General features: G+C 69.8%; 24 protein-coding genes. 8 read left to right on the top strand and 16 right to left on the bottom strand.

Annotation, left to right across the window (positions count from 1 at the left end; all coding sequences use genetic code 11):
- The first annotated feature begins 10 nt into the window (after positions 1 to 10).
- On the top strand, positions 11 to 1,375 hold the full coding sequence (locus tag EDD27_RS40865) for a serine hydrolase domain-containing protein (protein ID WP_127937148.1): 1,365 nt from the start codon (positions 11 to 13) through the stop codon (positions 1,373 to 1,375).
- Between the two features lie 4 nt (positions 1,376 to 1,379).
- Here EDD27_RS40865 and EDD27_RS40870 read toward each other — a convergent pair whose 3' ends face one another.
- Genes EDD27_RS40870 through EDD27_RS40880 form a run of 3 tightly spaced genes read right to left on the bottom strand, consistent with a single transcriptional unit; the run spans position 1,380 to position 2,959 of the window.
- Positions 1,380 to 1,889, bottom strand: coding sequence for a GNAT family N-acetyltransferase (locus tag EDD27_RS40870; RefSeq protein WP_241564524.1), 510 nt, complete (start codon positions 1,887 to 1,889; stop codon positions 1,380 to 1,382).
- A 39-nt stretch (positions 1,890 to 1,928) separates the two neighbouring features.
- On the bottom strand, positions 1,929 to 2,372 hold the full coding sequence (locus tag EDD27_RS40875) for a protein-tyrosine phosphatase family protein (RefSeq protein WP_127937150.1): 444 nt from the start codon (positions 2,370 to 2,372) through the stop codon (positions 1,929 to 1,931).
- Positions 2,369 to 2,959 carry a CGNR zinc finger domain-containing protein gene (locus EDD27_RS40880; RefSeq protein WP_127937151.1) on the bottom strand — a complete coding sequence of 197 codons (591 nt, stop codon included), beginning with the start codon at positions 2,957 to 2,959 and terminating at the stop codon, positions 2,369 to 2,371. The genes EDD27_RS40875 and EDD27_RS40880 overlap by 4 nt, the downstream gene beginning before the upstream one ends.
- A gap of 72 nt (positions 2,960 to 3,031) precedes the next feature.
- Between EDD27_RS40880 and EDD27_RS40885 the strand changes: the two genes are divergently transcribed.
- The 4 genes from EDD27_RS40885 to EDD27_RS40900 all read left to right on the top strand — a co-directional run bounded on the left by EDD27_RS40885 (position 3,032) and on the right by EDD27_RS40900 (position 6,319).
- Positions 3,032 to 3,601 (top strand): helix-turn-helix domain-containing protein, encoded by a 570-nt coding sequence (locus tag EDD27_RS40885; RefSeq protein ID WP_127937152.1) that lies wholly within the window; start codon positions 3,032 to 3,034, stop codon positions 3,599 to 3,601.
- A 142-nt stretch (positions 3,602 to 3,743) separates the two neighbouring features.
- Entirely contained in the window at positions 3,744 to 4,139 is a 396-nt protein-coding gene (locus EDD27_RS40890; RefSeq protein WP_164904011.1) for an STAS domain-containing protein, read from the top strand.
- 156 nt (positions 4,140 to 4,295) lie between these two features.
- Positions 4,296 to 4,937, top strand: coding sequence for a class I SAM-dependent methyltransferase (locus EDD27_RS40895; protein ID WP_164904012.1), 642 nt, complete (start codon positions 4,296 to 4,298; stop codon positions 4,935 to 4,937).
- Positions 4,938 to 5,104: 167 nt separating this feature from the next.
- Positions 5,105 to 6,319 carry a S1C family serine protease gene (locus tag EDD27_RS40900; RefSeq protein ID WP_127937155.1) on the top strand — a complete coding sequence of 405 codons (1,215 nt, stop codon included), beginning with the start codon at positions 5,105 to 5,107 and terminating at the stop codon, positions 6,317 to 6,319.
- Positions 6,320 to 6,322: 3 nt separating this feature from the next.
- On the opposite strand, the gene EDD27_RS40905 is transcribed toward EDD27_RS40900, so the two are convergent.
- The 7 genes from EDD27_RS40905 to EDD27_RS40935 form a co-directional block, all read right to left on the bottom strand.
- Positions 6,323 to 7,168: a geranyl diphosphate 2-C-methyltransferase gene (locus EDD27_RS40905; RefSeq protein ID WP_127937156.1), complete on the bottom strand. Its 846-nt coding sequence runs from the start codon at positions 7,166 to 7,168 to the stop codon at positions 6,323 to 6,325.
- Positions 7,169 to 7,196: 28 nt separating this feature from the next.
- Complete coding sequence (locus EDD27_RS40910) at positions 7,197 to 8,372, bottom strand: family 2 encapsulin nanocompartment cargo protein terpene cyclase (RefSeq protein ID WP_206641873.1); 1,176 nt, start codon at positions 8,370 to 8,372, stop codon at positions 7,197 to 7,199.
- 28 nt (positions 8,373 to 8,400) lie between these two features.
- On the bottom strand, positions 8,401 to 9,789 hold the full coding sequence (locus EDD27_RS40915; protein ID WP_127937157.1) for a family 2B encapsulin nanocompartment shell protein: 1,389 nt from the start codon (positions 9,787 to 9,789) through the stop codon (positions 8,401 to 8,403).
- 111 nt (positions 9,790 to 9,900) lie between these two features.
- Positions 9,901 to 10,170: a hypothetical protein gene (locus tag EDD27_RS40920; protein ID WP_127937158.1), complete on the bottom strand. Its 270-nt coding sequence runs from the start codon at positions 10,168 to 10,170 to the stop codon at positions 9,901 to 9,903.
- Between the two features lie 39 nt (positions 10,171 to 10,209).
- Positions 10,210 to 10,563, bottom strand: coding sequence for a hypothetical protein (locus EDD27_RS40925; protein ID WP_127937159.1), 354 nt, complete (start codon positions 10,561 to 10,563; stop codon positions 10,210 to 10,212).
- Between the two features lie 6 nt (positions 10,564 to 10,569).
- A complete protein-coding gene (locus EDD27_RS40930; RefSeq protein WP_127937160.1) occupies positions 10,570 to 11,124 on the bottom strand; it encodes a hypothetical protein in 555 nt (184 codons plus the stop codon).
- An 8-nt stretch (positions 11,125 to 11,132) separates the two neighbouring features.
- The gene (locus EDD27_RS40935; RefSeq protein WP_241564525.1) at positions 11,133 to 11,588 is read right to left on the bottom strand and encodes an Hsp20/alpha crystallin family protein; all 456 of its coding nucleotides are present in this window, start codon (positions 11,586 to 11,588) and stop codon (positions 11,133 to 11,135) included.
- A gap of 390 nt (positions 11,589 to 11,978) precedes the next feature.
- Here EDD27_RS40935 and EDD27_RS40940 point away from each other — a divergent pair, with 390 nt between their 5' ends.
- A complete protein-coding gene (locus EDD27_RS40940) occupies positions 11,979 to 13,319 on the top strand; it encodes a lipase family protein (protein WP_127937162.1) in 1,341 nt (446 codons plus the stop codon).
- Between the two features lie 70 nt (positions 13,320 to 13,389).
- Here EDD27_RS40940 and EDD27_RS40945 read toward each other — a convergent pair whose 3' ends face one another.
- From EDD27_RS40945 to EDD27_RS40965, 5 genes are all read right to left on the bottom strand, one after another.
- Positions 13,390 to 14,802, bottom strand: a complete 1,413-nt coding sequence (locus EDD27_RS40945; RefSeq protein ID WP_127937163.1) for a PLL family lectin — start codon at positions 14,800 to 14,802, stop codon at positions 13,390 to 13,392.
- Between the two features lie 170 nt (positions 14,803 to 14,972).
- Positions 14,973 to 16,262 (bottom strand): ABC transporter substrate-binding protein, encoded by a 1,290-nt coding sequence (locus EDD27_RS40950; protein WP_127937164.1) that lies wholly within the window; start codon positions 16,260 to 16,262, stop codon positions 14,973 to 14,975.
- A gap of 6 nt (positions 16,263 to 16,268) precedes the next feature.
- Positions 16,269 to 17,690 carry a glycoside hydrolase family 43 protein gene (locus EDD27_RS40955; protein ID WP_127937165.1) on the bottom strand — a complete coding sequence of 474 codons (1,422 nt, stop codon included), beginning with the start codon at positions 17,688 to 17,690 and terminating at the stop codon, positions 16,269 to 16,271.
- The gene (locus EDD27_RS40960; protein WP_127937166.1) at positions 17,687 to 18,496 is read right to left on the bottom strand and encodes a carbohydrate ABC transporter permease; all 810 of its coding nucleotides are present in this window, start codon (positions 18,494 to 18,496) and stop codon (positions 17,687 to 17,689) included. Before EDD27_RS40960 ends, EDD27_RS40955 begins: the two co-directional genes overlap by 4 nt.
- Complete coding sequence (locus EDD27_RS40965; protein WP_241564526.1) at positions 18,493 to 19,341, bottom strand: carbohydrate ABC transporter permease; 849 nt, start codon at positions 19,339 to 19,341, stop codon at positions 18,493 to 18,495. Before EDD27_RS40965 ends, EDD27_RS40960 begins: the two co-directional genes overlap by 4 nt.
- A 219-nt stretch (positions 19,342 to 19,560) precedes the next feature.
- On the opposite strand from EDD27_RS40965, the gene EDD27_RS40970 reads away from it, so the two are divergent.
- Complete coding sequence (locus EDD27_RS40970; protein WP_127937167.1) at positions 19,561 to 20,574, top strand: LacI family DNA-binding transcriptional regulator; 1,014 nt, start codon at positions 19,561 to 19,563, stop codon at positions 20,572 to 20,574.
- Positions 20,575 to 20,578: 4 nt separating this feature from the next.
- Here EDD27_RS40970 and EDD27_RS40975 read toward each other — a convergent pair whose 3' ends face one another.
- Positions 20,579 to 21,265, bottom strand: coding sequence for a response regulator transcription factor (locus tag EDD27_RS40975; protein ID WP_127937168.1), 687 nt, complete (start codon positions 21,263 to 21,265; stop codon positions 20,579 to 20,581).
- Positions 21,266 to 21,472: 207 nt separating this feature from the next.
- Between EDD27_RS40975 and EDD27_RS40980 the strand changes: the two genes are divergently transcribed.
- Positions 21,473 to 21,949, top strand: coding sequence for a hypothetical protein (locus EDD27_RS40980; protein ID WP_164904013.1), 477 nt, complete (start codon positions 21,473 to 21,475; stop codon positions 21,947 to 21,949).
- Positions 21,950 to 22,074 lie beyond the last annotated feature (125 nt).

Consider the following 22,074-nt stretch of genomic DNA (forward strand, 5'->3'; position numbering starts at 1 on the left):
GGAGAGCAGCATGGCGATGAATCGGGCCCGGTGGCAGGCGCGGTTGGACGAGCTACGGGCCGCGCACCACGTCCCTGGCGCGTCGCTGGCGGTGCTGGTGGACGGGCAGATCCATGAGCTTGCGAGCGGAGTGCTCCACCGGGGCACCGGGGTCGAGGTGACGACCGACTCGGTGTTCCTGACCGGCTCCGTCGCCAAGGTCTACACCGCCACCCTGGTGATGCGGCTGGTCGACGAGGGCCGGTTGGAGCTGGACGCGCCGGTGGTGGACGTGCTGCCCGAGTTCGCCACGCCCGACCCGGAGGCGACCAAGACCATCACCATCCGGCAACTCCTCAGCCACACCGGCGGGGTGACCAACGACTTCACCTACGACTCGGGGCGGGGTGACGACTGCGTGGCCAAATACGTCGAAGCCGCCAGAGGCGTGGCGCTGGACTGCCCGCCCGGGACGGCGATGTCGTACGGCAGCCTCGGCTACGTCGTGCTGGCCAGGGTCGTCGAGGTGCTCACGGGCCTGACCTGGGATCAGGCGTTGAAGGACCTGCTGTTCACCCCGCTCGGCCTGGAGCACTCGATGACGCTGCCGGAGGAGGCGCTGCGCTTCCGTGTGGCCATGAGCCACCTGGGCACGCCCGGGCAGGATCCCGACCCGGCGCCGGCCTGGGACCTGATGCCGCGCTCGGCGGGCCCGTACGGCCGGGTCATCGTGTCGGCCGGCGACGCCGTCCGCTTCGCGCGCATGCACCTGGAGGGCGGCCTGGGCGTGATGTCGGCTGCGGCCGTGGCGGCGATGCAGCGGCGCGAAGTGGACGTGCCGGACAAGTGGACGGTCAGCGCGGACGGCTGGGGCCTGGGCTGGACCCTGTACGACTGGGACGGCGTCCCCGGTTTCGGCCACGACGGCGCGGCCATCGGCCAATACGCCTTCCTGCGCGTCGTGCCGCACGCCGGTGTGGCCGTGGCGCTGCTCACCAACGGCGGCGGCGCCCGCCCGCTCTACGCAGAGCTGTTCCGCGAGCTGCTGGGCGAGCTGGCCGGAGTGCGCATGCCGGACGCGTTCGGCCCGCCGGCCGAGCCGCCGGTGGTCGATCTGGAGCCGGTGCTGGGCACCTACCGGCGCGAAGGGGTCGTGCTCACCGTCAGCCGGAGGGACGACGGGCGGGCGGTCCTGCGCTACGAGTTCGTGGACGGCATGGCGCATTTCTCCCCGCCCACCGACCTCGAGCTGGAGCCCGTCATGGAGAACGTGTTCGCCGCCTCCGGCGCCGGGCACGCGTTCAGCGAGGAGTACATGCCCGTGGTCTTCACGACCCTGCCGGACGGCAGCCGGGTCTGCTACGTGGGCATGCGCGCCACCCCGAAGGTCGCGTAATCCCTTATCCGGCGAGGGCGCGTTGCATGAGCGTGGTGTCGATCCAGCGGCCGTGCTTGTATCCGACCTCTGTCAGCCGACCGGCCTCCGTGAATCCGAAGCGGCGGTGCAGCTCGATCGAGCGGTCGTCGCCGGCGCCGGCGATGACGGCGATCATGCGGCGCATCCCGGCCGCGATCGACCTGGTCACCAGCTCGCCGAGCAGCGCTCCACCCAGTCCCCGGCCCGTGTACGCGGGAGAGAGGTAGATCGTGTCCTCCACGGTGTTCCGGTAGGCGGGCTTGGGGCGCCAGGGGCCGGCGTAGGCGTAGCCGGCCACCTCGCCGGACAGGTCGGCGACGAGGAACGGCAGGCCGCGGCCGGTCAGGTCGGCCAGCTTGTGCTGCCAGTCCTCGACGGTCGGCGGTGTCTCCTCGAAGGTGATCACGGTGTTGGTGACGTAGTGGGCGTTGATCTCGGCCACCGCCTTCAGGTCCGCGGGAACCGCCGGGCGGATGACGGCTTGGGGAAGCACCACGATGACCGTCTTTCTCTATAGCGAAACTAAACCACATTATAGAGTAGGGAACCGGGCGATCCAGCGGCGTTGCCACGGTGTCTCGACGGCGCGGTGGTGATGGTGCTCCCTGGTCCAGGTCACGGCGGCGGCGGGGTCCAGCCCGGCCAGCACGGCGAGGCAAGCGATGACCGTGCCGGTACGGCCGACGCCGCCACCGCAGGCGACCTCGACCGCCTCCCCCGCGCGCGCCCGCTCATGCAGCGCCCGGATCTGCCGGACGGCCTCGTCGCGGTCGCGGGGAAGCAGGAAGTCGGGCCACTCCACCCAGGCGTGCCGCCACGGCAAGGCAGCGTCGTGGCGGCGGCGAAGCCGTTCGGACCCCAGGTAGAGGCCGAAGTCGGGCACCGGCCCGGCCGGCAGGAAACGGCGCAGGCCGCGGCCCCGCACCCAGGAGCTGTCCGGCAGCCGGAACGAACCCACCAGGGGCGCATCACTCATCGGGCCACGCTCCCCGTCCGGCGGCGGGCGCGGTGGGTGGCGACGTTGACGCGGTTGCCACACAGGTCCGGCATGCAGTACGTGCGGCGCCCGGCACGGCTGGTGTCGACGAACACGCCCCGGCAGCCGGGCGCCGCGCACCGGCGGAAACGCCCATGGCCGAGCGCGCGGACGGCGCCGAGCAGGCCGACGCCGATGAGGGCGGCGAGTTCGGCGACGAGCGGCGCATCGGGGGCGGTCGGGACGTACCACTGCCAGCCGCCGTCACCCTCGCGGCGCAACGCCGGGGCCTGGCCCGCCCATCCGGCCAGCAGCGTCGCGCCCGCGACGGCCTGCTCCTCCGTCTCCGTCTCCAGAACGGCGCGGACTTCCCGGCGCAGCAGGCGGACCCGGTCCAGGTCGTCGCCGTCCGGCAGCCGCCCGCCCGCCAGAGCATCGGGCCGGACACCGTGCTCGGCCAGGAAGGCCACCAGCGCGTCCGGATCCGGCAGCGCTTCCTCGCCGGCGCCGCGCACCGTGGGCGATGTGTTGACCAGGTCGGTCGCCACCGCCGCCCCCATCGCGTAGTCGCTGATCGAAATATGCACGCGCCAACCCTTCCGTAAGGCTTATAGTTTAACTATAACCCTTACATCATCCTTGGCTACGATGAGGAGCCAGTGAACCTCGAAGCCCTGGGCAGGCACATTCAGGAGCTCCGCCGCGACCGGGCCATGACGCTCCAGCAGCTGGCCGACGCGGCCGACGTGAGCGTGAGCATGCTGTCCTCGGTCGAGCGTGGACACAAGGCGCCCACCATCGTGGTGCTGGCCCGCATCGCCGACGGGCTCGGCGTGCCCGTCGCCGAGCTGGTCGCGCCGCCCGGCGACCACCGCGTCGTCGTGCGCCGCGCCGCCGACCAGGAACACATTGACGAGCCCGGCGGATGGCACCGCACGATCCTCACGCCGGTGGTGCCCGGGGTGAACTTCGAGTGGATCCGCACGACGCTGCCGCCGCAGTGCGACGCGGGCAGCTTCCCCGCGTACGCGGCCGGCTCCCACGAGTTCGTCGCCGTCGAGTCGGGCACCCTCCGGTTGACCCTCGGCGACAGGAGTCTCGACCTCGCCGCGGGCGATTCGGTCTATTTTGCGGCCGACGTCGAGCACGCCTACGCCAATCCGGGCACGGTCCCGTGCACGTACTACGTCGCCGCGCTCATCATGCGCCCTCGCCGGGCCCGGCGTTGACAATTGCCCGAACGCCATGTGAGAAAGAGGCGCGGGGCATCTTCTACGGCGGGCGAACGCCGGTTATTGTGCGATGAGGCAAGCCAATGCCTCTGTCCATGTCTCCGAAATTCGCGGCCGAATTCCGATCGGTGGGCATCGCATGCTGGATTTGACGTTCGCCACCCAATGGCTGCCGGGCGTGAGTGTGATCTCCGTTGCCGGTGAGATCGACAGCGCCAACGCCGGTCTGCTGGACCGCCATGTCCAGCAGACCCGGCGCATGCCGGGCGAGCACGTCGTCATCGACCTCAGCGAGGCCAGGTTCATCGGCAGCGCGGGCCTGCGGGTCCTGCTCAACACCCACACGTTCGCCCGCCAGCACGGCGGCGCCCTGCATTTGGCGGCGCCGCATCCCAAGGTCGCGCGTTTCATGGACGCCACCCAGGCCGGAACCGTTCTGCACGTGCACGCCACGGTCGAGGACGCGGTCATCGCCGCCCTGCGGCAATCCCCGAGCAGGCTCTGTACGAGCGAATCGCACCCGACCAGGCTCTGAACGAGCGAATCGCACCGCGCAGCGGAGGAAACGCTCACGCAAGCATAAAGGTGGTTTGTCTGCGATTACGGACAATCCTTTCTTGGAACGGCGGCGCGCGTGTCTCGCGTTGCCCGCATAGGTTCCGATGGGAGAACCGTCTCCCGAAGGAGCCTTGTGGCCAGATTTCCTGACCTCTTGCACCGCGCTCTCTTCACGTCCTTCTCCCTGCTCGGCCGCCGATCCCAGGGAGCCGTCCTGCGCCGGTACTTCGACTGGTGGCACCGCCGGCCCGACCCGTGGCGCCTGTCCAGCGACACGTACGAGCAGCACAAGTACCAGACCACGCTGGGGCAGCTCCCGGACGCCGCCTACCCGCGGGTCCTGGAAGCCGGCTGCAGCGAGGGAGTCTTCACCGAGCTGCTCGCGACCGCGTACCCGGATGCTGAAATCACCGGGGTGGACATCTCGGAGAAAGCGCTCGAACGCGCGCGCCTGCGCAACGGGAAGTTCGCCGGCCGCGTGCGCTTCGTGCACGCCGACATCCTCGACCATGATTTCCGTGGCGGCTTCGACCTGGTTATCTGCGCGGAGACCCTCTATTACCTCGGCGGCGGCGACCGGCTACGGCACGCCTCGCACCGGCTGGCCTCGCTGCTGGCGGCCGGCGGCCTGCTCGTCCTCGTGCACCCGTGGCCGGAGGCCCAACGGCTGCACCGGTTCGCCGACGCCGCCCCCGGCCTCTCCAAGATCGGCGAGCGCGTGGAGCACCACGTCCACCGCCCGTTCTCGGTGTCCCTCTACCGGGCGAGGCCGTAGCGGCCGCTGTTCACGAACGAATTTCACCGGATTTCCGGCCGCGGGGCTCGCTCGCTGCCAGCGGCGATAAGGCCGGCATCAGACGGCGGCGGTCGCCGGGATCTTGGGCTTAACCAGCACTTACCCGGCACTGATCACGCTTGTGTCATCGGGACCTAGGAGATGACATGGACACGAACGAGCCTCGCGACAACAGTGACAGCGGCTGGAGCCAGTTCGGTGACACACCGCCCACCGCGGGAGGGTTCCCGGGTACCGGCCCCAGCCTGCCGCCGCCACCGCCGCCGCGCCGGCAGGGGTTGCCGCTGACGCGCAAGGCGATCGCCGGGCTCGCGCTGGCGGCCGCGGCCGTCATGGGTGTGGCAGCGCTCGGCGGGGGCGCCGTGGGCGCGTACGTCGCCGGCGCCGCCCGCCCGGCCGCGACCGCCACCACGACCACGGCGAGCCCGGTCTTCCGCACGGTCGCCGACCAGCTCACGGTCGCGCAGGTGGCGGAGAAGGTGCAACCGTCGGTCGTGATGATCCAGGGGCAGACGGCCGAAGGCTCCGGCGTGGTGTTGTCGGAGGACGGCCTGATCCTCACCAACAACCACGTCGTGTCCGGACAGAACGCCCTGACCGTGAAGTTCAACGACGGCAACACGGCCAAGGCGACCGTGGTCGGCACCGACCCGGCGACCGATCTCGCCGTCATCCGCGCCGAAGGCGTGAAGGGTCTGGCCAAGGCCACGCTCGGGGACAGCGACCAGGTCAAGGTGGGCGACGACGTGCTGGCCCTGGGCAGCCCGCTCGGCCTGGACGGATCGGTGACCGCAGGCATCGTCAGCGCCCTGGACCGTACGGTGACCGTCGGAGGCAGCCCCGGCCAGCAGCAGCTCCCGCCGGGCTGGAACCGGCAGAGCACGGAGAGCGAGACCACCACGCTCGGCGGCATGATCCAGACCGACGCGGCGATCAACCCCGGCAACTCCGGCGGCGCCCTCGTGAACGCGGCGGGCGAGCTGATCGGCATCAACAGCGCGGTGTCCTCCGAGGGCGTCAACCTCGGCTTCGCGATCCCGGTGAACACCGCCAAGCTGGTGTCCGAGCAGCTCATCAGCAAGGGCACGGTGAGCCACGCCTACCTCGGCGTGAGCGTCACCGACGCCGCCGGCCAGGCGCCCGGCGCGCTGATCAGTCAGGTGACGTCGGGCAGCCCGGCGGACAAGGCCGGGCTGAAGCAGGGCGACCTCATCACCAAGATCGGCAACACGAAGGTCGACGGCGGCGACACGGTCGTCGGCCAGGTCCGCGGGTTCAAGGTGGGCCAGAAGGTGGAAGTCACCTACGTACGCAACGGCGCGACGGAGACCGTGACCGTCACCATGGAGGAGAAGAAGTGACCGTCAGACGCGGTCGGCGGCGATGAGCAGGTATTGGAAGCTGCCGCTCTTGTACGCGTCCAGGAAGGACTGCTCGATGCCGGTCGCCAGCGGCGTCTTCGCCCGCAGCTCCCAGTAGGGAATGGCGGCGGCGGTCAGATCCATGACGGTGATGGGAATGAGGCGGTTGGCCACCATCTCCCGGAAGTAGGTGCTGCGGGGATGGATGTCGCAGATGTAATGGGCGTTGATCTGGCTGATGGCCCGAGACGGCAGGCCGTAGGCGTCGTTGTAACAGCCGGTGATGCAGACGTAGCGGCCGCCGCGGCGCAGGAGCCGGGCCTGTTCGGCGAACAACCGGGCGAGCTCGACGTACATCGTGCTCTCGTTGTTCCAGATCGCCTGGAAGGAGCCGGTCTCGAAGCCGGTGTCGAGCATGTTGCGGAAGTGGAAGCGGACCTTGTCGGCCACGCCACGCCGCCTGGCCTGCTCGTTGGCGAAGGCCACCTGCGACTCGGAGATGGACACGCCGTCCACGTGGCAGCCGTAACGCAGGTTGGCGAGGAAGCTGGAGCCGCCGCGGCCCGAGCCCGCGTCCATCACCCGGTCCTCGGGCCGGAGCGGGCCGAGCCGGGTGATCAGGATCTCGGCCTGCACGGTCTCGAGCCGGTGCAACTCGTTGACGATGCGGGTCTCCCTGCCCTCCAGGGGGCCTTCCAGGACGGACCAGTCCACGTCGCCGACGCCGTAATGGTGGTGGTAGAGGCCGTCCACCTCGCCCAGCCGCAGGTTGACCGGATTCCTTTCGGCGTTCCAGTAGTCGGCGACGTCACGCTGGTAGAGGCTTTCGAGCACGGGGTTGGCGGTCACCGGGGAGGGTCCTTTCGACGCGGTGTGATTACTGGTAGCGACTGCTGCTGCCGTGCCATTCGAGGCATCCGGCCATCCACGCCTGCGCGCCGCGCAGGAAACGCTTCAGCTCAGGGGACGGCACGGCTGCCAGCCGGCGCTGGCTGGCCTCGAACCCCCTGACGAAGTCGTTGTGGAGCGAGACGGCGCGTTCGGTCGCCTCGCGGATGGAACATTCGTCCTCGGCGGCGATGAGCAGGATCACGTTGGAGTCCGGGAGTTCGTCGGCCGCCTCCCTGGCGACCGAGTGCAGGTCGTTGACGATGACGCTGGCGGTGCCCGCCTGCATCAGCGCGGTGTGGAAACGCCGGTCGTAGAAGAGGTCGGCGGGCAGCTCGTAGCCGCCGACGATGTCGATCAGGGTCATCGAGGTGTAGAAGCTGTCGTGCTGGCGGGCCGCGAGGTAGCGCCAGACCGGCGGCGGCGTCTCCAGGTAGCGCCAGGCGGCGTAGGCGCACCAGCTCACGTACATCTGGAACGTGGTGGTGCAGGCCCGCATGACCTGTGACGGCGTGGCGTGCCTGCTCGTGTGGCTGGTGGCCGAGCGCAGCGCGACGAGGACGGGGTCGGCCTTGATCGTCTCCTCCAGCCTGCGGGTGTAGTCGCCCGCGGGCGGCGGTGGGTCCATGGCCGACATCACCAGCGCCAGCCGCGGCGGCAACTCCGTGGGCCTCGCGCCGAGGTCGCTCTCGTCGGCGTAGTAGTCGTCGGCCGCCCACCAGGCGGCGTTCATCTGTGCGGCGACCAGCAGCAGGTCGGGGTCGTCGCTGTCGGGGTGGGTGAGCATGGCCAGCCGCCCGAACCCGGTCTCGCGGAACTCCTCCATCCGCCCCTCGTGCAGGCCGACCCGCTCCGCCCACGCCGCCAGCCGCCGGTCGACCTCCGCACCCAGGTCGTGGTCGACGCGTACGGTGTCCGGGCAGTAGAGCGGCGGGTACGACCCGTCGCCCCATGGCCGCTCCCGGTAGGCCAGCGGCGCGATTCGCTCGTGCAGAGCCCGTTCGGGCGCGAGGTCGTGCTGGTGGGCGCCACCGGGCAGGCCGGGCTCGTGCCCGTCCCCGTCCTCGAAGACCGGCGCGTGGCGCGCATCCGCGGCCCTGAGACTGATCGTGTAGGTCCCCAGGCCCGTGGGCAGGACGGGCAGGGTCGGCTCGTTGGCGGGCATGACGCCTCTCCTCCTGGGATCGACGGGGTCAGGAGCGTGGAGCGGCGATGTCGACGTTCTCCAGGATCCCGATCGCGTCGGGGACCAGGATGGCCACCGAGTAGTAGGCGCTGACCAGGTACGACATCACAGCCTGCGGGTTGATGCCCATGAAGCGCACGTTGAGCCCGGGTTCGTACTCCTCGGGGATGCCGGTCTGGTAGAGACCGACGACGCCCTGGTCGTCCTCGCCCGTCCGCATGGCCACGATCGAGGTGGTCTGGTGGCCGCTGATCGGGATCTTGCCGCACGGGAAGATCGGGATGCCTCGCCACGCGGGGATCTCGTGGCCGTTGACCTCGGTGCTGCCGGGGACCAGGCCACGCTTGTTGCACTCGCGGAAGAACGCGGCGATCGCCTTGGGGTGGGCGAGCAGCAGGCGGGTCTTGCGGCGCATGCTGATCAGGTCGTCCATGTCGTCGGGGGTCGGCGGTCCCGACCATGTCGAGATGCGCTGGCCGTAGTCGGCGTTGTGGAGCAGCCCGAACTCGCGGTTGTTGAGCAGCTCCCACTCCTCGCGCTCGCGGATCTCGTGGATGGTGAGGCGCAGCTGCTCCTCCAGCTGGTTCATCGGCTCGTTGTAGAGGTCGGCCACGCGGGTGTGAACGCGGAGGATGGTCTGGGCGACGCTGAGGTCGTACTCGCGGGGATGGAGCTCGTAGTCGACGAACGTGCCGTCGATGACCGGCTCGCCCACGTGGCCGGCGGCGATGGCGACCGCCGCCTCGCCGCGGCGGTTGACCGGCTTGCGGAGGTCCGCCAGATATCGCTCGATGTGCTCGCGCAGGGCGGCCGATCCGCCGGCGATGCGCTCGAACTCCGCCAGCGGCGACACCAGGAGGGTCCCCGCGGTGGCCGCCCTGACCGTGCACGGCCAGCGCGGGTCCTCCCTGCCGATGGCCTCGTCGCCGAACTGGTCGCCGTCGGCGAGGACGCCGCGGGCCTGGGTGGCGCCGTACGGGCCGGTGGCGAGCCGCTCCAGGCGCCCGTGCGCGATGACGTAGGTGTCGGTGACGGGGGTGCCGGCCTCGACGATGACCTCCCCCGCCTCGACCTCCCGGCGCGTGTACGTCGCGGCGACGGCGGTCAGCACGTGCACGTCAGGGAAGCCGCGCAGCAGGGGAATCTCCGCGAGCGTCTCCGGGATGATGCGCACGTCGTCCGCCCCGTACTGCGCCACGCTCACCCGGCCCCGCCCGACCCGGTGCGTCAGCCTGCGGTTGACACGGTAGGTCCCGCCGCGCACGTCCACCCAGGGCAACATGCGCAGCAACCACCGGGAGGTGATGGCCTGCATCTGGGGACGGGTCTTGGTGGTGGTGGCAAGGTTGCGTGCGGCCCGGGTGTCCAGGCTCGACCGCGCATCCGTGGGGGGCATGTTCCCTCGCAATCGCCGCTTCCCGATCTCGCTACCGAACGTAGTTAAGAGAGCACGATCGGTAGAGTCTCCTGCTGGGAAGGGATTGCTTACGGCCTGCCCGTGAGCCCCTCAGGCCCCCAGATCGCGGACGACGTTGTCCAGCCGGTGCGCCACCGCGTCGAGAAGGTGATCGTTCAGCTCACCCTCAGGGAGATGGGTCACGAGCTCGTCGCGGCGGGCGATGACCAGCCCCTTGTGCGCGTCGTCCACCTCGGCGGCCGGCATGACCACGCAGTCGCCGCGTACGTAGACCAGCGTGGGGTCGGTGTCCTCCGACTCCAGCAGCCGCCGGACGCATTCGCGGTCGATGAGCCGCGTCAGTTCGGGATGGTGCTTCATGCGGTTCTCCTCTCCCAGGTGACAGACCTGAAACCGGGCTCATCCGAACGTCGGGGGTCCGCCGTCCGAGCGGGTCCGCCGCACGCCGAACACCACCAGGTACGTGGCCGCACCCACGGCCATGACTGCAGGCGGGATCGCCAACGCCGCCTGCCCGGCCAGCAGCGCCCACACGGCGAGCACCACACCGGCGAGCAGGGCGATCGCGGCCCCGAGCAGGAGCAGGCCGAGGGCGTTCGAGGGCGGCGGCGACTTCGCCCACCGCCCCCGTCCGGCACCGGCCACGCCGGGCACGCCGGTGTCACTCACCTTCCCCGACTCGCGGGGCGGCGGATCGCGCAGCACCGGTGCGAAGAATTCGTCGTCCGGTTCCTCATGTGGCTTGTTGCTCATCGGAATTCAGTCCAGCTCGTGCAGGAAGGGTGTGACGACGTCGTTCAGCTCCGCCACGAGGGCCTCCAGCGAGGCCTGGGCGTCGTCCAGGTTGGGCAGGCCCTCTGCCCGCGCCCGGGTGGGCGTGGGCAGCCGGTCGGCCGCCAACGGCACCCGCAGCTCCAGCGTGGTCAGCGCGGTCGGCCGCTCGTACGGCGGCGCCACGAACGCCGGGTCGTCCCCATCCTGCCGGTGCCAGGTGGACCAGCCGTCGGGCAGCGGGATCGGGGCCGGGACCGCGAGCTCGACCACGGCCAGCGGGCCGCGGGTCTCCTCCGCCCGGTGGCACGTCGCGTCGAGCACGCGAGGATGACAGCGCACATAGGGCGATTCGGCCATCGGGCGGGTGGCGACCTCCCACGCGCCCAGCGCGAAGTGCAGAGGGTCCAGCGTGATCCCGCCCGACCCCGGCTCGTCTTCTGCGGCCGTGAAGACGTGCCGCCACTTGCGCAGGTGTTCCCCGTAGCGTTCCTGCGTGCCCTCGTGCGCGGCGTCGATCCAGAACGCCTGCGTCCCGGCCATGCGTGCGGTCAGCCCTTGATCTGGACGCGACGGGCGCGGCCCTGCTCGGTCTTGGGCACACGCAGGGTCAGCACGCCGTCGTGCAGTTCGCCGTCGATCTTTTCCGCGTCGGCGTCAGTCGGCAGGATCGTCCGGTAGACGAACTTGCCGGTACGTCGCCGGAGCATGTTGCCCCTGCCCTTTTCCTCCTCGTTGATCTCCCCCGAGATGCACAGCTCGTTGCCGTCGATGTCGACGTTGATGTCATCCCTCTTGAGCCCGGGCAACTCGGTTCGCACGATGTACGCCTCCGGCGTCTCCTCGGTCTCGGCGACGGGCCGCCAGGCTGCGACGTCGGTCTCGGCGCTCTGCTCGAACAGCCGGCCCATCTGATCCCACAACTGCTGGAACTCCGTGAACGGATCCCACGCCCTGCTCGGCCAGGCACCACCCTCGTACTGAACGCGTCCCCGATGACGTCTCATGGGCAAAGCCATTGCCTCTCACCTCCATGAACACAGGAACACGACGGTCCCTGCTCGCTTAATTCATCGCGCCCCTACCCCCGCAACTGCCTGCAAACGTCGCAACGATCTGTTTGCATGACCAGCCGGCGGACGACGCCCCCGACCCTGATATGCCCGGCGACGACCCCCTTACGACCAATGTCAGGACACGGCCGCGCCCGCTCTGCACGCAGCGCCGACAGCGGGCCGTCCAGCCCGCCACCGTCTCCCGGGCTCCCCAACGCCCCGACTCGGCATCAGCGACCGGGCGATCAGGTGACGCGCCGGAGCCCGGCCGCCGCCACGTGTCCCATCTGCTCGATTACTCTGAGTGATCACAGCAAATGAGCAGGTGGGAGGGGATCCACCATGGCACAGGAACCGAGGATCGACGTCGAGATCAACGCCAGGACCGTCGAGAGCAGCCTGAGCCCGGAGCAGGTCCAGCGGGTGGCGAACGCGCTCGGCGACCCAGGGGTGTGGTTCGCCACCCCGCCGGTGCCGAGCTCCGGCACGGGCGAGGCGGCCACGCCTGACTTCGTGTGGGATCTGGTCGGCGACAAGCCGCATCGGGGGCACATCGCGACCGGCCGGGCCCACGTTTACCTGGCGGAGGAGCACTCCGCACTGGCCCGGCCGCTGATCTTCGCCGACGGCTTCAACTACGGGCCGAGCGACCTGAACGCGATGTGGCGGCACTTCAACGCCCCGTACGAGAAGGGCGTCCCCGGCCTGCTGGACCAGCTGCGGATGCTGGGCATTGACGTGGTGCTGCTGGGCTTCGACCAGCGGCAGACGTACATTCAGGCCAACGCGGGCGTGGCGGTGGCCTGCGTCTTGCGGGCGCTGGCCGAGCGGCGCGGCGACAGCCCGCTGGTGGTCGGCGGGGCCAGCATGGGCGGCCTGGTCACCAGATACGCGCTGGCCCTCATGGAGAGCGAGCGGGTGGACCACCAGACCGACAAGTACTTCTCCTACGACACGCCGCACCTCGGCGCATGGATCCCGCTGGTGCTCCAGCAGCTGGCCTACCTGCACGAGTCGTTGCAGCCGCGCCACGACGGGGCCGGGCAGGCCGAGCTGATCCGCAGCCCGGCGGCACAGCAGCTGCTGTGGGGCTGGGTCGAGAGCGCGAGCTACTCGGGTCAGGTGACGGCCAGCCCGCTGCGCATGGAATTCCTCGACGACCTGCGCCGCGTCGGCTGGTTCCCGATGCGGCCGTACAAGCTGGGCATGGCCAACGGGACGGGGGACGGCCTGGGGCCGGTTTTGAAGCCCGGCACGCCGGTCCTCGACCTGGGCGAAGGCCCGCTGCGGCTGGTCGCGAGGATCCAGCCGAATATGGGTGAGCTGCGAAACGTCGGCGCGATCGGCTTCGGCGAGCCGGTGTGGACGAGCGCGACCTCGTACGTCGCGGCGTTCGACGGGGCGCCCGGCGGGACCTTGGACGCGTTCGGGGGCGTCGCCGACGCGATGGGGCTGCCGATCCAGGACCGTTTCCGCGGCACCTGCTTCGTCCCGTCGGTCAGCGCGGTCGCGCTGGCCAGGGATCCGCGCCAGTGGCAGGCCGAGCTGTACACAGACCTGCGGGAGCTGCCCAAGGACGACACGTTCCTGGACACGTTCTGCTGTGACACCGGCAACCACCCGCACGGCACTGTCTCCAAAGCCCTCGTCGAGTGGTTCGTTGCGCAATTGGCCGGCTGGTAAGCGGTCTGTGAGCGTCCAGCTGGCCGGCTGGTGAGCGGGTGCCGGCTCGGCGGAGCCGGCACCCGCCGCCTCAGCGGCTACCTCGGTGCACGACCAGGAGCTGGTCGCGGGTGGCGTTCTTGTCGCGGTAGGCGATGAGGGCCGGCGCCTCGGCGCTGTGGTGTGCGGGCAGCCGCTCGTCGGCGCTCCAGCTGGAGCCGTCGAAGGAGGCCCACCACAGGCTCTGGTCGGACGCGCCGCGGTGCACGCAGTGGAGCCGGTCCTTGTAAACGGTCAAGGCCGGGCCCTCGGCGGCGAAATGGCCGGGCAGCCGCTGGTCGGCGCTCCAGCTGGAGCCGTCCCAGCGAGTCCACCACAGGGACGTGTCGTCGCCGGCGCCGCGGTGCACGCAGTAGAGGTGGCCCCGGTACACGGCGAGCGCCGGGTTGAACCGGCTGGCGTGGCCGGGGAGACGCTGGTCGGTGCTCCACGTGGCGCCGTCCCAGACCGTCCACCACAAGTTGTCGTCGTCGCCGCCCCGGTGCACGCAATAGAGCCGCCCGTCGTAGGCCGCCAGCGCCGGCGCGCTCGCGCTGCAGTGCTTAGGCAGCTTGGCATCCGGGCTCCACGTGGAGCCGTCCCACCGCGTCCACCACAGGCTGTCGTCGGCGCCGCCCCGGTGCACGCAGTAAAGCTGCCCGTCGTAGGCCGCCAGCGCCGGCGCGCTCGCACTGAAGTGCCTGGGGAAGCGCTGGGCCTCGCTCCACCCGTGCTCGGCGTCATAAACCGTCCACCAGAGGGCGGAGTCGCCGTCGTTGCCGCGGTGGGCGACGTAGAGCTGGTCCTTGAACTCGGCGACGGCGGGTCCCGAAGCCGTGAAGTGGTCGACGAACCGCTGGTCGTCGCTCCACCCCTCACCTGGCTCGTAGACGGCCCACCACAGCCGGGCGTCCCCGTCGGGCGTGCCGGCCAGGCGGACCGGGACCAGCGCGGCGGGGGTGGTCCAGGACGAGACCAGCTTGACGCCGTACGGCCGGGCGACCGAGGTGATCCAGCCGGCCTGGTCCTTCGCCTGCCGCTCGACGATGGGTGCGAGCCATCCGCCCAGCACGGCGCCCGCGATCTCGCCGATCAGCTTCGAGATCTCCGCGGCGCGCACCGCGGCGGTCTCGTTGAGGCTCACCTCGAAGCCCCACCACCTGCTCACCGGCCAGACGTCGGCACCGAGGGCGCGCAGCTCCTCCTGCACGCGGCGGACGCGCTCCTGGTCCTTGGAGTCCAGTTCGGCGATCTGGAGCTCGCTCTCCCTCGCGGCCGCCAGCCATTCGGCCTCGGCGGCCGCGCGGTCGGCGAGGTCGTCCCCCGCCAGCAGCTCCGTCTCGACGGCCAGTTCGACCGCCGCGGCGGCCACCGGGTCGTCCTCCGCGTACAGCAGCGGCGCCTCGGCCTCGGTCTCCATCTCGGCGATGTCCGTCCCGTCGGCCCTGGTGTCGTCGTCGTCCATTTGATCCCCCCGCACGATGCGTCGTATATGCACGAACCGACACATTGTAACTCTGTGCGTTGGGATGATTACATAGGGGTTACGTGGCGGGCCGGGTAAAGGTCCTATCCGAGTGGTTCCTGCAGTCCGTGGCATCGCCGCTGGTAGACGCGCGGTCGACGGCCTCGCGATCAGCCGTGCCGTTCCTTGTATCCGGCCTGCGCCTCGGTCAGTTTGGCCGCGAACTGGTCGAGGAAGTCCTTGGCGCTCAACTGGCCGAGCAGGACCTTCTGGAACAGCGGCTCCGCCCAGGTCTTGGTGATGTCGTTGAACTCCGGCAGGTGGTACGGCATCTGCACGACCTTGGTGGCCGGGTCGTTCATCACCCGCTGCGCCTCGACGATGTGCGGGGCCTGGTTGACCTGTGCCTCGGTGTTGGCCGGGATGACACCGGTCTTCTCCGCGATGTAGCCGCCCATGTCCTTCGACGTGAGGAACTCGGCGAGTTTGAAGGCGGCGTCCTTGTTCTCGCCCGCCGAGAAGACGCCGACGCCGCCGACCGGGTTGGACAGCACGGCCTGGGTGCCGGAGTCGGACTTCGGCACCGAGAACGAGGCCACCTTGTCGGGGCCGAGCGCCTTCATGTGGTCCTGGTAGGAGCCCAGGTTGTGCTGCATGACGGCGATGCTGCCGGCAGTGTCGAACTGGGCGACCATCTTGACGTAGTCGTTCTGCAGGTCGGCCTCGGGCGTGTTCTTCTTGTAGAGCCCGGCGTACTTCTCCAGCGCCGTCACGTTGCGCGGGTCGTTGATCGTGGCCTTGCCGGAGGCGTCGAAGAACTCCGTGATGCCGGACTGGCCGTAGACGACCTCCAGCATCTGGGCGATGGATCCGGCGCCGCCGCGGATGGTGAAGCCGAACCGGTTCTCCTGCGGCTTGGTCAGCTTGTCCACCGCCGTGAAGAACTCCGACCAGGTCTTGGGCGGCTCCAGCCCGGCCTCCTTGAACCAGTCCTTGCGGTACCAGAACGCGCCCGCGTTCGTCGACAGCGGGAAGATGTACGCCTTCCCGTCCGGGACCACGTTCTTGACGGTGGTCAGCAGCGACTCGTTGAACTTGCCGTTCAGCGCCGGGTTGGCGGCGATGCGCTCGTCCACCGGTTCGAGCGCCTTCTGGGCGACGAGGTTGCCCAGTCCGGAGGTGGAGATGTCGGCCACGTCCGGCACGCCGCCGCCGGCGATCGCAGTGTCGATCTTCTGGGGCGCCTGCGCGATCGGGACGCCCACGTACTTGACCTTGATGGTCGGGTTGGCCTTCTCGAACTCGGCGATCGCGTGTTGCCAGATCGGCGTGCGGGACGGCCCGGCGTTGGTGTCCCAGAAGGTGATCTCGGTCTTGCCGTCGGAGCCCGCGTCCGAGCCGCATCCGGCCACAACGGCCGCCACGGCCAGGAACGCCGCCGGCACCACACGTCGTCTCATTGGCTCCTACCTTTCGATGTCCACGATGAACGCGTCGAAGATCGCCTGGCCGGTCCCGCCGCCCGCGGCGAACAGGCCGATGACCGCACCGACCCACCGGCCCTGCGTGGCTTGGAAGGGCTCGCCCACCTTGCGCAGCCCCTCCCCGGTGTCGGCCAGGAACGTGACGAGAGCCCCCTCGCCGATCCGCGCGCCGACGGTGACGGGCTCACCCGCCTTGACGGGCACGGGCTCGGCGTCCCCGCACACCAGCACGGTTCCGTCCGGGGTGCTCTCCAGCGCGACAAAGGCGGCGGTGTCGCCGATGACGGCGAGGCCCGCCCGGCCCTCGCCGTCGAGGGTGAGGGTGGTCGTGACCGTGCAGGGGTCGCCGGGCAGCCGCTGCCCGAGCACGGACGGACGTTGCCTGAGGTCGTCGGGACCCGGTACGCAGATCAGGACGAGCCGGCCGTCGCGCAGCTCCCACCAGGACGGGTCGGCGTTGGCCTGCCAGCTCCATTGCAGCCCCAGCCCCGGTCCGGAGAAGTCGTCGGAGGTGGCGGGCGCGCTCGGGACGCCACCGGGCACGGGCACCGGCCCTTCGGAGACCGGCTCGCCGTCGGCGCCCATGACCGGCCAGCCGCCGTTCCATGTCATCGGTTGCAGGTGGACGACGCGGCCGTAGGGGCCGCGGTCCTGGAAGTGCATGAACCAGTGCTCGCCGGACGGGGTGTCGACCCAGCCGCCCTGGTGCGGGCCGTTGACGTCGGTGCTGCCCTGCTGGAGCACGATGCGGTCGGTGTACGGGCCGAAGATCGACTCGGCGCGGAACACCGACTGCCAGCCGTTCTCCACGCCGCCGGCCGGTGCGAAGATCCAGTAGACGCCGTCGTGCTTGTACAGCTTGGGGCCTTCCAGCGTGCGATAGCCCGGCAGCAGGTCGGCGTCGATGATCAGCGTGTCGTCGTCCAGGACCGTGCGGGCATCGGGCGACATGCGGTGCAGGGTGAGCCGGTTGTTGATGCCGGCGCGGCTCTTGGCCCAGCCGTGCACGAGGTAGGCCTGTCCGTCGTCGTCCCACAGCGGGCACGGGTCGATCAGCCCGAGCCCCGGCTTGACCACGTGCGGCTCGGTCCATGGTCCGCGCGGGTCGGCGGCGTTGACCTGGCAGATTCCCACGTCGGGGTCACCGTAGAAGATCCAGAACCGGCCGTCGTGGTGGCGCAGCGACGGCGCCCACACCCCGCAGCCAGGCCGTACGTCGTCGTAGCCGCGGGTCACGGCATGGGCGATGATCGTCCAGTTGACCAGGTCACGCGAGTGCAGGATCGGCAGGCCCGGCACCTTGGTGAAGGTGGAGGCGGTCAGGTAGAAGTCCTCGCCTACCCGGATCACGTCAGGGTCGGACCAATCGGCGTTCAGCACTGGGTTGCGGTAGGTGGCGGTCATCCCTTCACCGCCCCGGCCGACAGCCCCTGGACGAGGTAACGCTGGATGAAGGCGAAGACGATCACGACGGGCAGCGCGGCGACGACGCCGCCGGCGGCCAGAGCGCCGAAGTCGACGCTGTTCTCGCCGAGGTTGTAGGCCAAGCCCACGGGCACGGTGAATTTCTCCTGGTCGTTGATGAACATGAGGGCGAAAAGGAAGTTGTTCCAGCTGTGGATGAAGGCGAAGGAGCCGACCGCCACCAGCGCCGGGCGCAGCAACGGCAGGATCACGGCCAGGAAACCCCGCAACCGCGAGCAGCCGTCGACCCAGGCCGCCTGCTCCAGCTCGTACGGGATGTTCCTGATGAAGCCGCTGATGAGGATCAGCGACAGCGGCAGCTGAAAGACGGTCTCGGCGATGACCAGGCTCCACAGCGAGTTGGTCAGCGACAACGTCCGGAAGATCTCGAACAGCGGGATGATCATCAGGGCGCCCGGGATGAACTGCGTGCACAACATCCCGACCATGAACGCGCCCTTGCCCCGGAACTGGTAACGCGCCAGCGCGTACCCGCCGGCCAGGGCCACGATCGTGGTGGCCACCAGGGAGGCGATGCCGACGAGCAGGCTGTTCTGGAAGAAGATGGCGAATCCCATCCCATTCCAGACCGTGTCGAAATGCTCGAACGTGATCGGCCACGGCACGATCGCCGTGGAGCCGGCCGGGCGGAAGGCGAAGACCAGCATCCAGTAGAACGGCACCAGCGTGAACAGCAGGTACAGGCCCAGCGGGACGTAGATCTGCCAGCGGCTCGCCCCCCTCATGACTTGGCTCCGAACTTGCTGAGGCGCAGGTAGGCGATGGAGAAGAAGGTCAGGATCAGGAACGCGACCGTGGTCAGCGCGGTGGCGTAGCCGAAGTCGTGGGACTGGGCGGCCTGCTGGGCGACGTACAGCGGCAGCGTGGTGGTCTGGTGGGCCGGGCCGCCGCCGGTCAGCGTGTAGAGCAGGTCGACGTTGTTGAACTCCCACACCGAGCGCAGCAGTGTCGACAGGATGATCGCGTCCCGCAGGTGCGGCAGCGTGATGTGCACGAACCTGCGCATCCGGCTGGCGCCGTCCACGGCGGCGGCCTCGTACAGATCCTTCGACACCGACTGCAGGTCGGCCAGCAGCAGGATCGCGAAGAACGGCACCCCGCGCCACAACTCGGCCACCACCGCCGCCCAGAACACGGTGTCCGGGTTGGCCAGCGGCGCCGCTCCGTACTCCATCAGGCCCATGTCGGCCAGGTAGCGCGACATCCCGGTGAACGGGTTGTAGAGCAGCACCCAGATCGCGGTGGTCAGCACCCCGGAGACCGCCCACGGGGAGAAGACCAGCGCCCGCGACAACGCCCGGCCGATGAAGCTCTCGTTGACGATCAACGCGAGCGCGAGCCCGAGCAGGAACTGCAGCACGACCTCGACGACCACCCACTTGACGCTGAAGCCGAGGCTCTGCCAGAAGATCGGGTCCTCGAACAGCAACCTGCGGAAGTTCTCCAGCCCGGCGAAGCCGTTGTCCCAGGGCTTGGTCACGTTGTAGTGCTGGAGGCTGTAATAGATCACGCTGGCCATCGGGTACACGAGGAACCCGAGCATCGCGATCAACGACGGGGCGATCAGCACATACGGTGTCCACGGTCCTGCTCGGCGTGGTGGCGCCAACGTGCACGACTCCTTCGGGGCGGCGGTGCAATCGGTTGCAGAAAACGTTGGGGTAGCACGTACGCAACGTCAATGGCGCGGGGAACGCGGCGGGCCCCTCATCAGGGCAAATGCCGAAATCTCGAAATTTTCGGTGCCATGGCCTGGTCTTTCACCCGCCCGGCGGAGGAAAGTGGGGACATGGCCGCCGAAGACCAGCCCCAGCCGCTGCCCAAGCTCGCAGTGATCGCCCGCGAGGCCGGCGTGTCCGTCGCAACCGTTTCCAAAGCGCTCAACGGCAGATCAGACGTCTCCCCGCACACCCGCCGCCTCGTCGCCGAGGTGCTGGAGCGGCGCGGCTACCCCAGGCAGCGCGTCAAGCCGGCCCGCGGCAGCCTGGTCGACGTCATGCTGCAGGGCCTGGACTCGGTGTACGCCCTGGCGATCCTCGGCGGTGTGGAGGACGCGGCCTGGCGGCTGGGCGTGGACCTGGTGGTGTCCGCGGTGGTCGACCGCACCAAGAACGGCCAGCCGCCCCCCGCCTGGCTGGATCGGATCAGCGCCCGCGACAGCGCGGGCGTGCTGCTGGTGCGCACGTCGCCGACCGCCACCCAGCGGGCCTGGCTGGCCGACCACGGCATCCCGGCCGTGATGGTGGATCCCCGGCGTAAAGCCCCGGCGGGGGTGCCCGTTGTCGTCTCGGCCAACCGGGCCGGCGCCAGGGCCGCCACCGACCACCTCATAGGACTCGGGCACGAGCGCATCGCCATTGTCACCGGCCGCCCGGGTGTGCCGTGCGCGGCCGAGCGGCTGGCCGGCTACCGCCAGGCCATGGCCGCGGCCGGGCTGAGGGTGGACCCGCGGTGGGAGGTGTGCGGCTACTTCCAGACGGAGAGCGCCTCACGGGCCACCAGGGAGTTGCTCGCCGCTCTGCCCGAGCCGCCCACCGCCGTCTTCGCCTGCTCCGACTCGATGGCCGTCGGGGTCTACCAGGCGCTCGGCGAGCACGGGCTGCACGTCCCCGACGATGTGAGCGTGGTCGGCTACGACGACTCGTGGGCGGCCGAGCATGTCTCGCCGGCGCTGACGACCGTCCGCCAGCCCTGGCCCGAGCTGGGCTCCGCCGCACTGACCGCACTGCTGTCCGGCACGCCGGCGGCACGCACCGAGCTGCCCACGACGCTCGTCGCCCGGTCGAGCACGGCTCCCGCGTGAATGGTCACGCGTCCACGGGTGTGAGCATGTAGCCCGCGCCGCGCATCGTGTGGATCATCGGCCGGCGCCGGGCGTCGATCTTACGGCGCAGGTAGGAGATGTACAGCTCGACGATGTTGCTCTGTCCGCCGAAGTCGTAGGCCCACACCCGGTCGAGGATCCGGGCCTTGCTGAGCACCCGGCCCGGGTTCTGCATGAGAAATCTGAGCACCTCGAACTCGGTGGGCGTGAGTTTGATCTGCTGGCCGGCCCGTCGTACCTCGCGGGTCTCCTGGTCGAGGGTGAGGTCGCCGACCACGAGCCGGGCGCCGGACCGCGCCTGCTGTAGCCCGGCGCTCGATCGACGCAGCAGGCCGCGCAGCCTGCTGACGACCTGCTCCAGGCTGCACGGCCTGATGACCAGGTCGTCGGCGCCCGCGCGCAGGGCTATCAACCGGTCCTGCGCCGAGTTCTCGGTTGTCAATAACAGGATCGGCACGCCCGGCAGCACCGCCCGCAGCCTGGGCAGGAGCTCGATCCCGCCCAGGACGATGGCGTCGGGACGGAACCCGCGGGCCGCGCGGATGGCCTCGCCGCCATTGTGCGCGCTGCGGACGTCCCAGGATCGCCGGCGCATGACCATGGACAACTGTTCCGTCAGCGGGGGCTCGTCGCCCACGACGAGGATGCTGATCGTGCTGGTCGTGTGCATGGTCGTGACGATGCCAGCCGTGGATGAGGGTTTGATGATGCGTGCTTGTGAATCGTGTGTGAGCACCTCCTGCTGCGCGCTCATGCAATTCATAAGATCGTGCTAGATCGCTCTCAGATTCGGCTCGCAGAGTGTTCGGCATGAGGACGACTTCGGGGGCCGAACGCAGATGTTCGGCCAGGTCCGTCCCGGATTGGAATGCCGACCGTGCGCTTCGCCAAGCCCCTTACCGTGACCCTCGTCAGCGCGGCCCTGCTCACCCTGCCGCTCTCGGGCGCCGCCCTCGCCGACGCGGCCAAGCCGCAGCCCACAGTGACGATCACGACCCAGGATCCGGCGCAGCCGGCGAACGTGGACCTGGCGTGGGGCAAGGACACCGAGCGCCGGGGTGCGCTCAAGGTCTCCGTCGAGCCCGGCCGCGTGCGGGCCGGCGGCACCTACGAGGTGACCATCGTTGCCAAGGGTGTTTCCTCGGGCAGGGCCACGGTGACGAGCCCAGAGGGCAAGACGTACCGCGTGGCGCTGCACGACGGCCGCGACACTCTCACGCTGACCGCGCCGGCCAAGGCCAAGCCCGGCCAGAAGACCGTGACCGTCAAGGTCGGCAACAAGGTCGCCACCGCCTCGTTCACCGTGGTCGACGCCAAGAAGCCGCGTGACGACCGCCACCACGACGGGCGGTGACCGTACCCCTGCCCAAGCCACCCCGCCGAGACCAGCCCATTGGATCCCTCTCCCCCGCTGGTCTCGGCGGGGTCATTTTTTGTGCGCCCCAGGCCGCTAGATCCGATCTAGCGGCCTTTCTAGCG

The organism is Nonomuraea polychroma (assembly GCF_004011505.1).
In the GTDB taxonomy this organism is placed as follows: domain Bacteria; phylum Actinomycetota; class Actinomycetes; order Streptosporangiales; family Streptosporangiaceae; genus Nonomuraea; species Nonomuraea polychroma.

Bases quoted from the DNA above. Each gene is read 5' to 3' on its own strand.
- EDD27_RS40865 (WP_127937148.1), top strand. From the start codon at position 11: ATGGCGATGAATCGGGCCCGGTGGCAGGCGCGGTTGGACGAGCTACGG.
- EDD27_RS40875 (WP_127937150.1), bottom strand. From the start codon at position 2,372: ATGAGTGATGCGCCCCTGGTGGGTTCGTTCCGGCTGCCGGACAGCTCC.
- EDD27_RS40890 (WP_164904011.1), top strand. From the start codon at position 3,744: ATGCTGGATTTGACGTTCGCCACCCAATGGCTGCCGGGCGTGAGTGTG.
- EDD27_RS40900 (WP_127937155.1), top strand. From the start codon at position 5,105: ATGGACACGAACGAGCCTCGCGACAACAGTGACAGCGGCTGGAGCCAG.
- EDD27_RS40910 (WP_206641873.1), bottom strand. From the start codon at position 8,372: ATGCCCGCCAACGAGCCGACCCTGCCCGTCCTGCCCACGGGCCTGGGG.
- EDD27_RS40915 (WP_127937157.1), bottom strand. From the start codon at position 9,789: ATGCCCCCCACGGATGCGCGGTCGAGCCTGGACACCCGGGCCGCACGC.
- EDD27_RS40920 (WP_127937158.1), bottom strand. From the start codon at position 10,170: ATGAAGCACCATCCCGAACTGACGCGGCTCATCGACCGCGAATGCGTC.
- EDD27_RS40925 (WP_127937159.1), bottom strand. From the start codon at position 10,563: ATGAGCAACAAGCCACATGAGGAACCGGACGACGAATTCTTCGCACCG.
- EDD27_RS40930 (WP_127937160.1), bottom strand. From the start codon at position 11,124: ATGGCCGGGACGCAGGCGTTCTGGATCGACGCCGCGCACGAGGGCACG.
- EDD27_RS40935 (WP_241564525.1), bottom strand. From the start codon at position 11,588: ATGAGACGTCATCGGGGACGCGTTCAGTACGAGGGTGGTGCCTGGCCG.
- EDD27_RS40940 (WP_127937162.1), top strand. From the start codon at position 11,979: ATGGCACAGGAACCGAGGATCGACGTCGAGATCAACGCCAGGACCGTC.
- EDD27_RS40945 (WP_127937163.1), bottom strand. From the start codon at position 14,802: ATGGACGACGACGACACCAGGGCCGACGGGACGGACATCGCCGAGATG.
- EDD27_RS40950 (WP_127937164.1), bottom strand. From the start codon at position 16,262: ATGAGACGACGTGTGGTGCCGGCGGCGTTCCTGGCCGTGGCGGCCGTT.
- EDD27_RS40955 (WP_127937165.1), bottom strand. From the start codon at position 17,690: ATGACCGCCACCTACCGCAACCCAGTGCTGAACGCCGATTGGTCCGAC.
- EDD27_RS40960 (WP_127937166.1), bottom strand. From the start codon at position 18,496: ATGAGGGGGGCGAGCCGCTGGCAGATCTACGTCCCGCTGGGCCTGTAC.
- EDD27_RS40970 (WP_127937167.1), top strand. From the start codon at position 19,561: ATGGCCGCCGAAGACCAGCCCCAGCCGCTGCCCAAGCTCGCAGTGATC.
- EDD27_RS40975 (WP_127937168.1), bottom strand. From the start codon at position 21,265: ATGCACACGACCAGCACGATCAGCATCCTCGTCGTGGGCGACGAGCCC.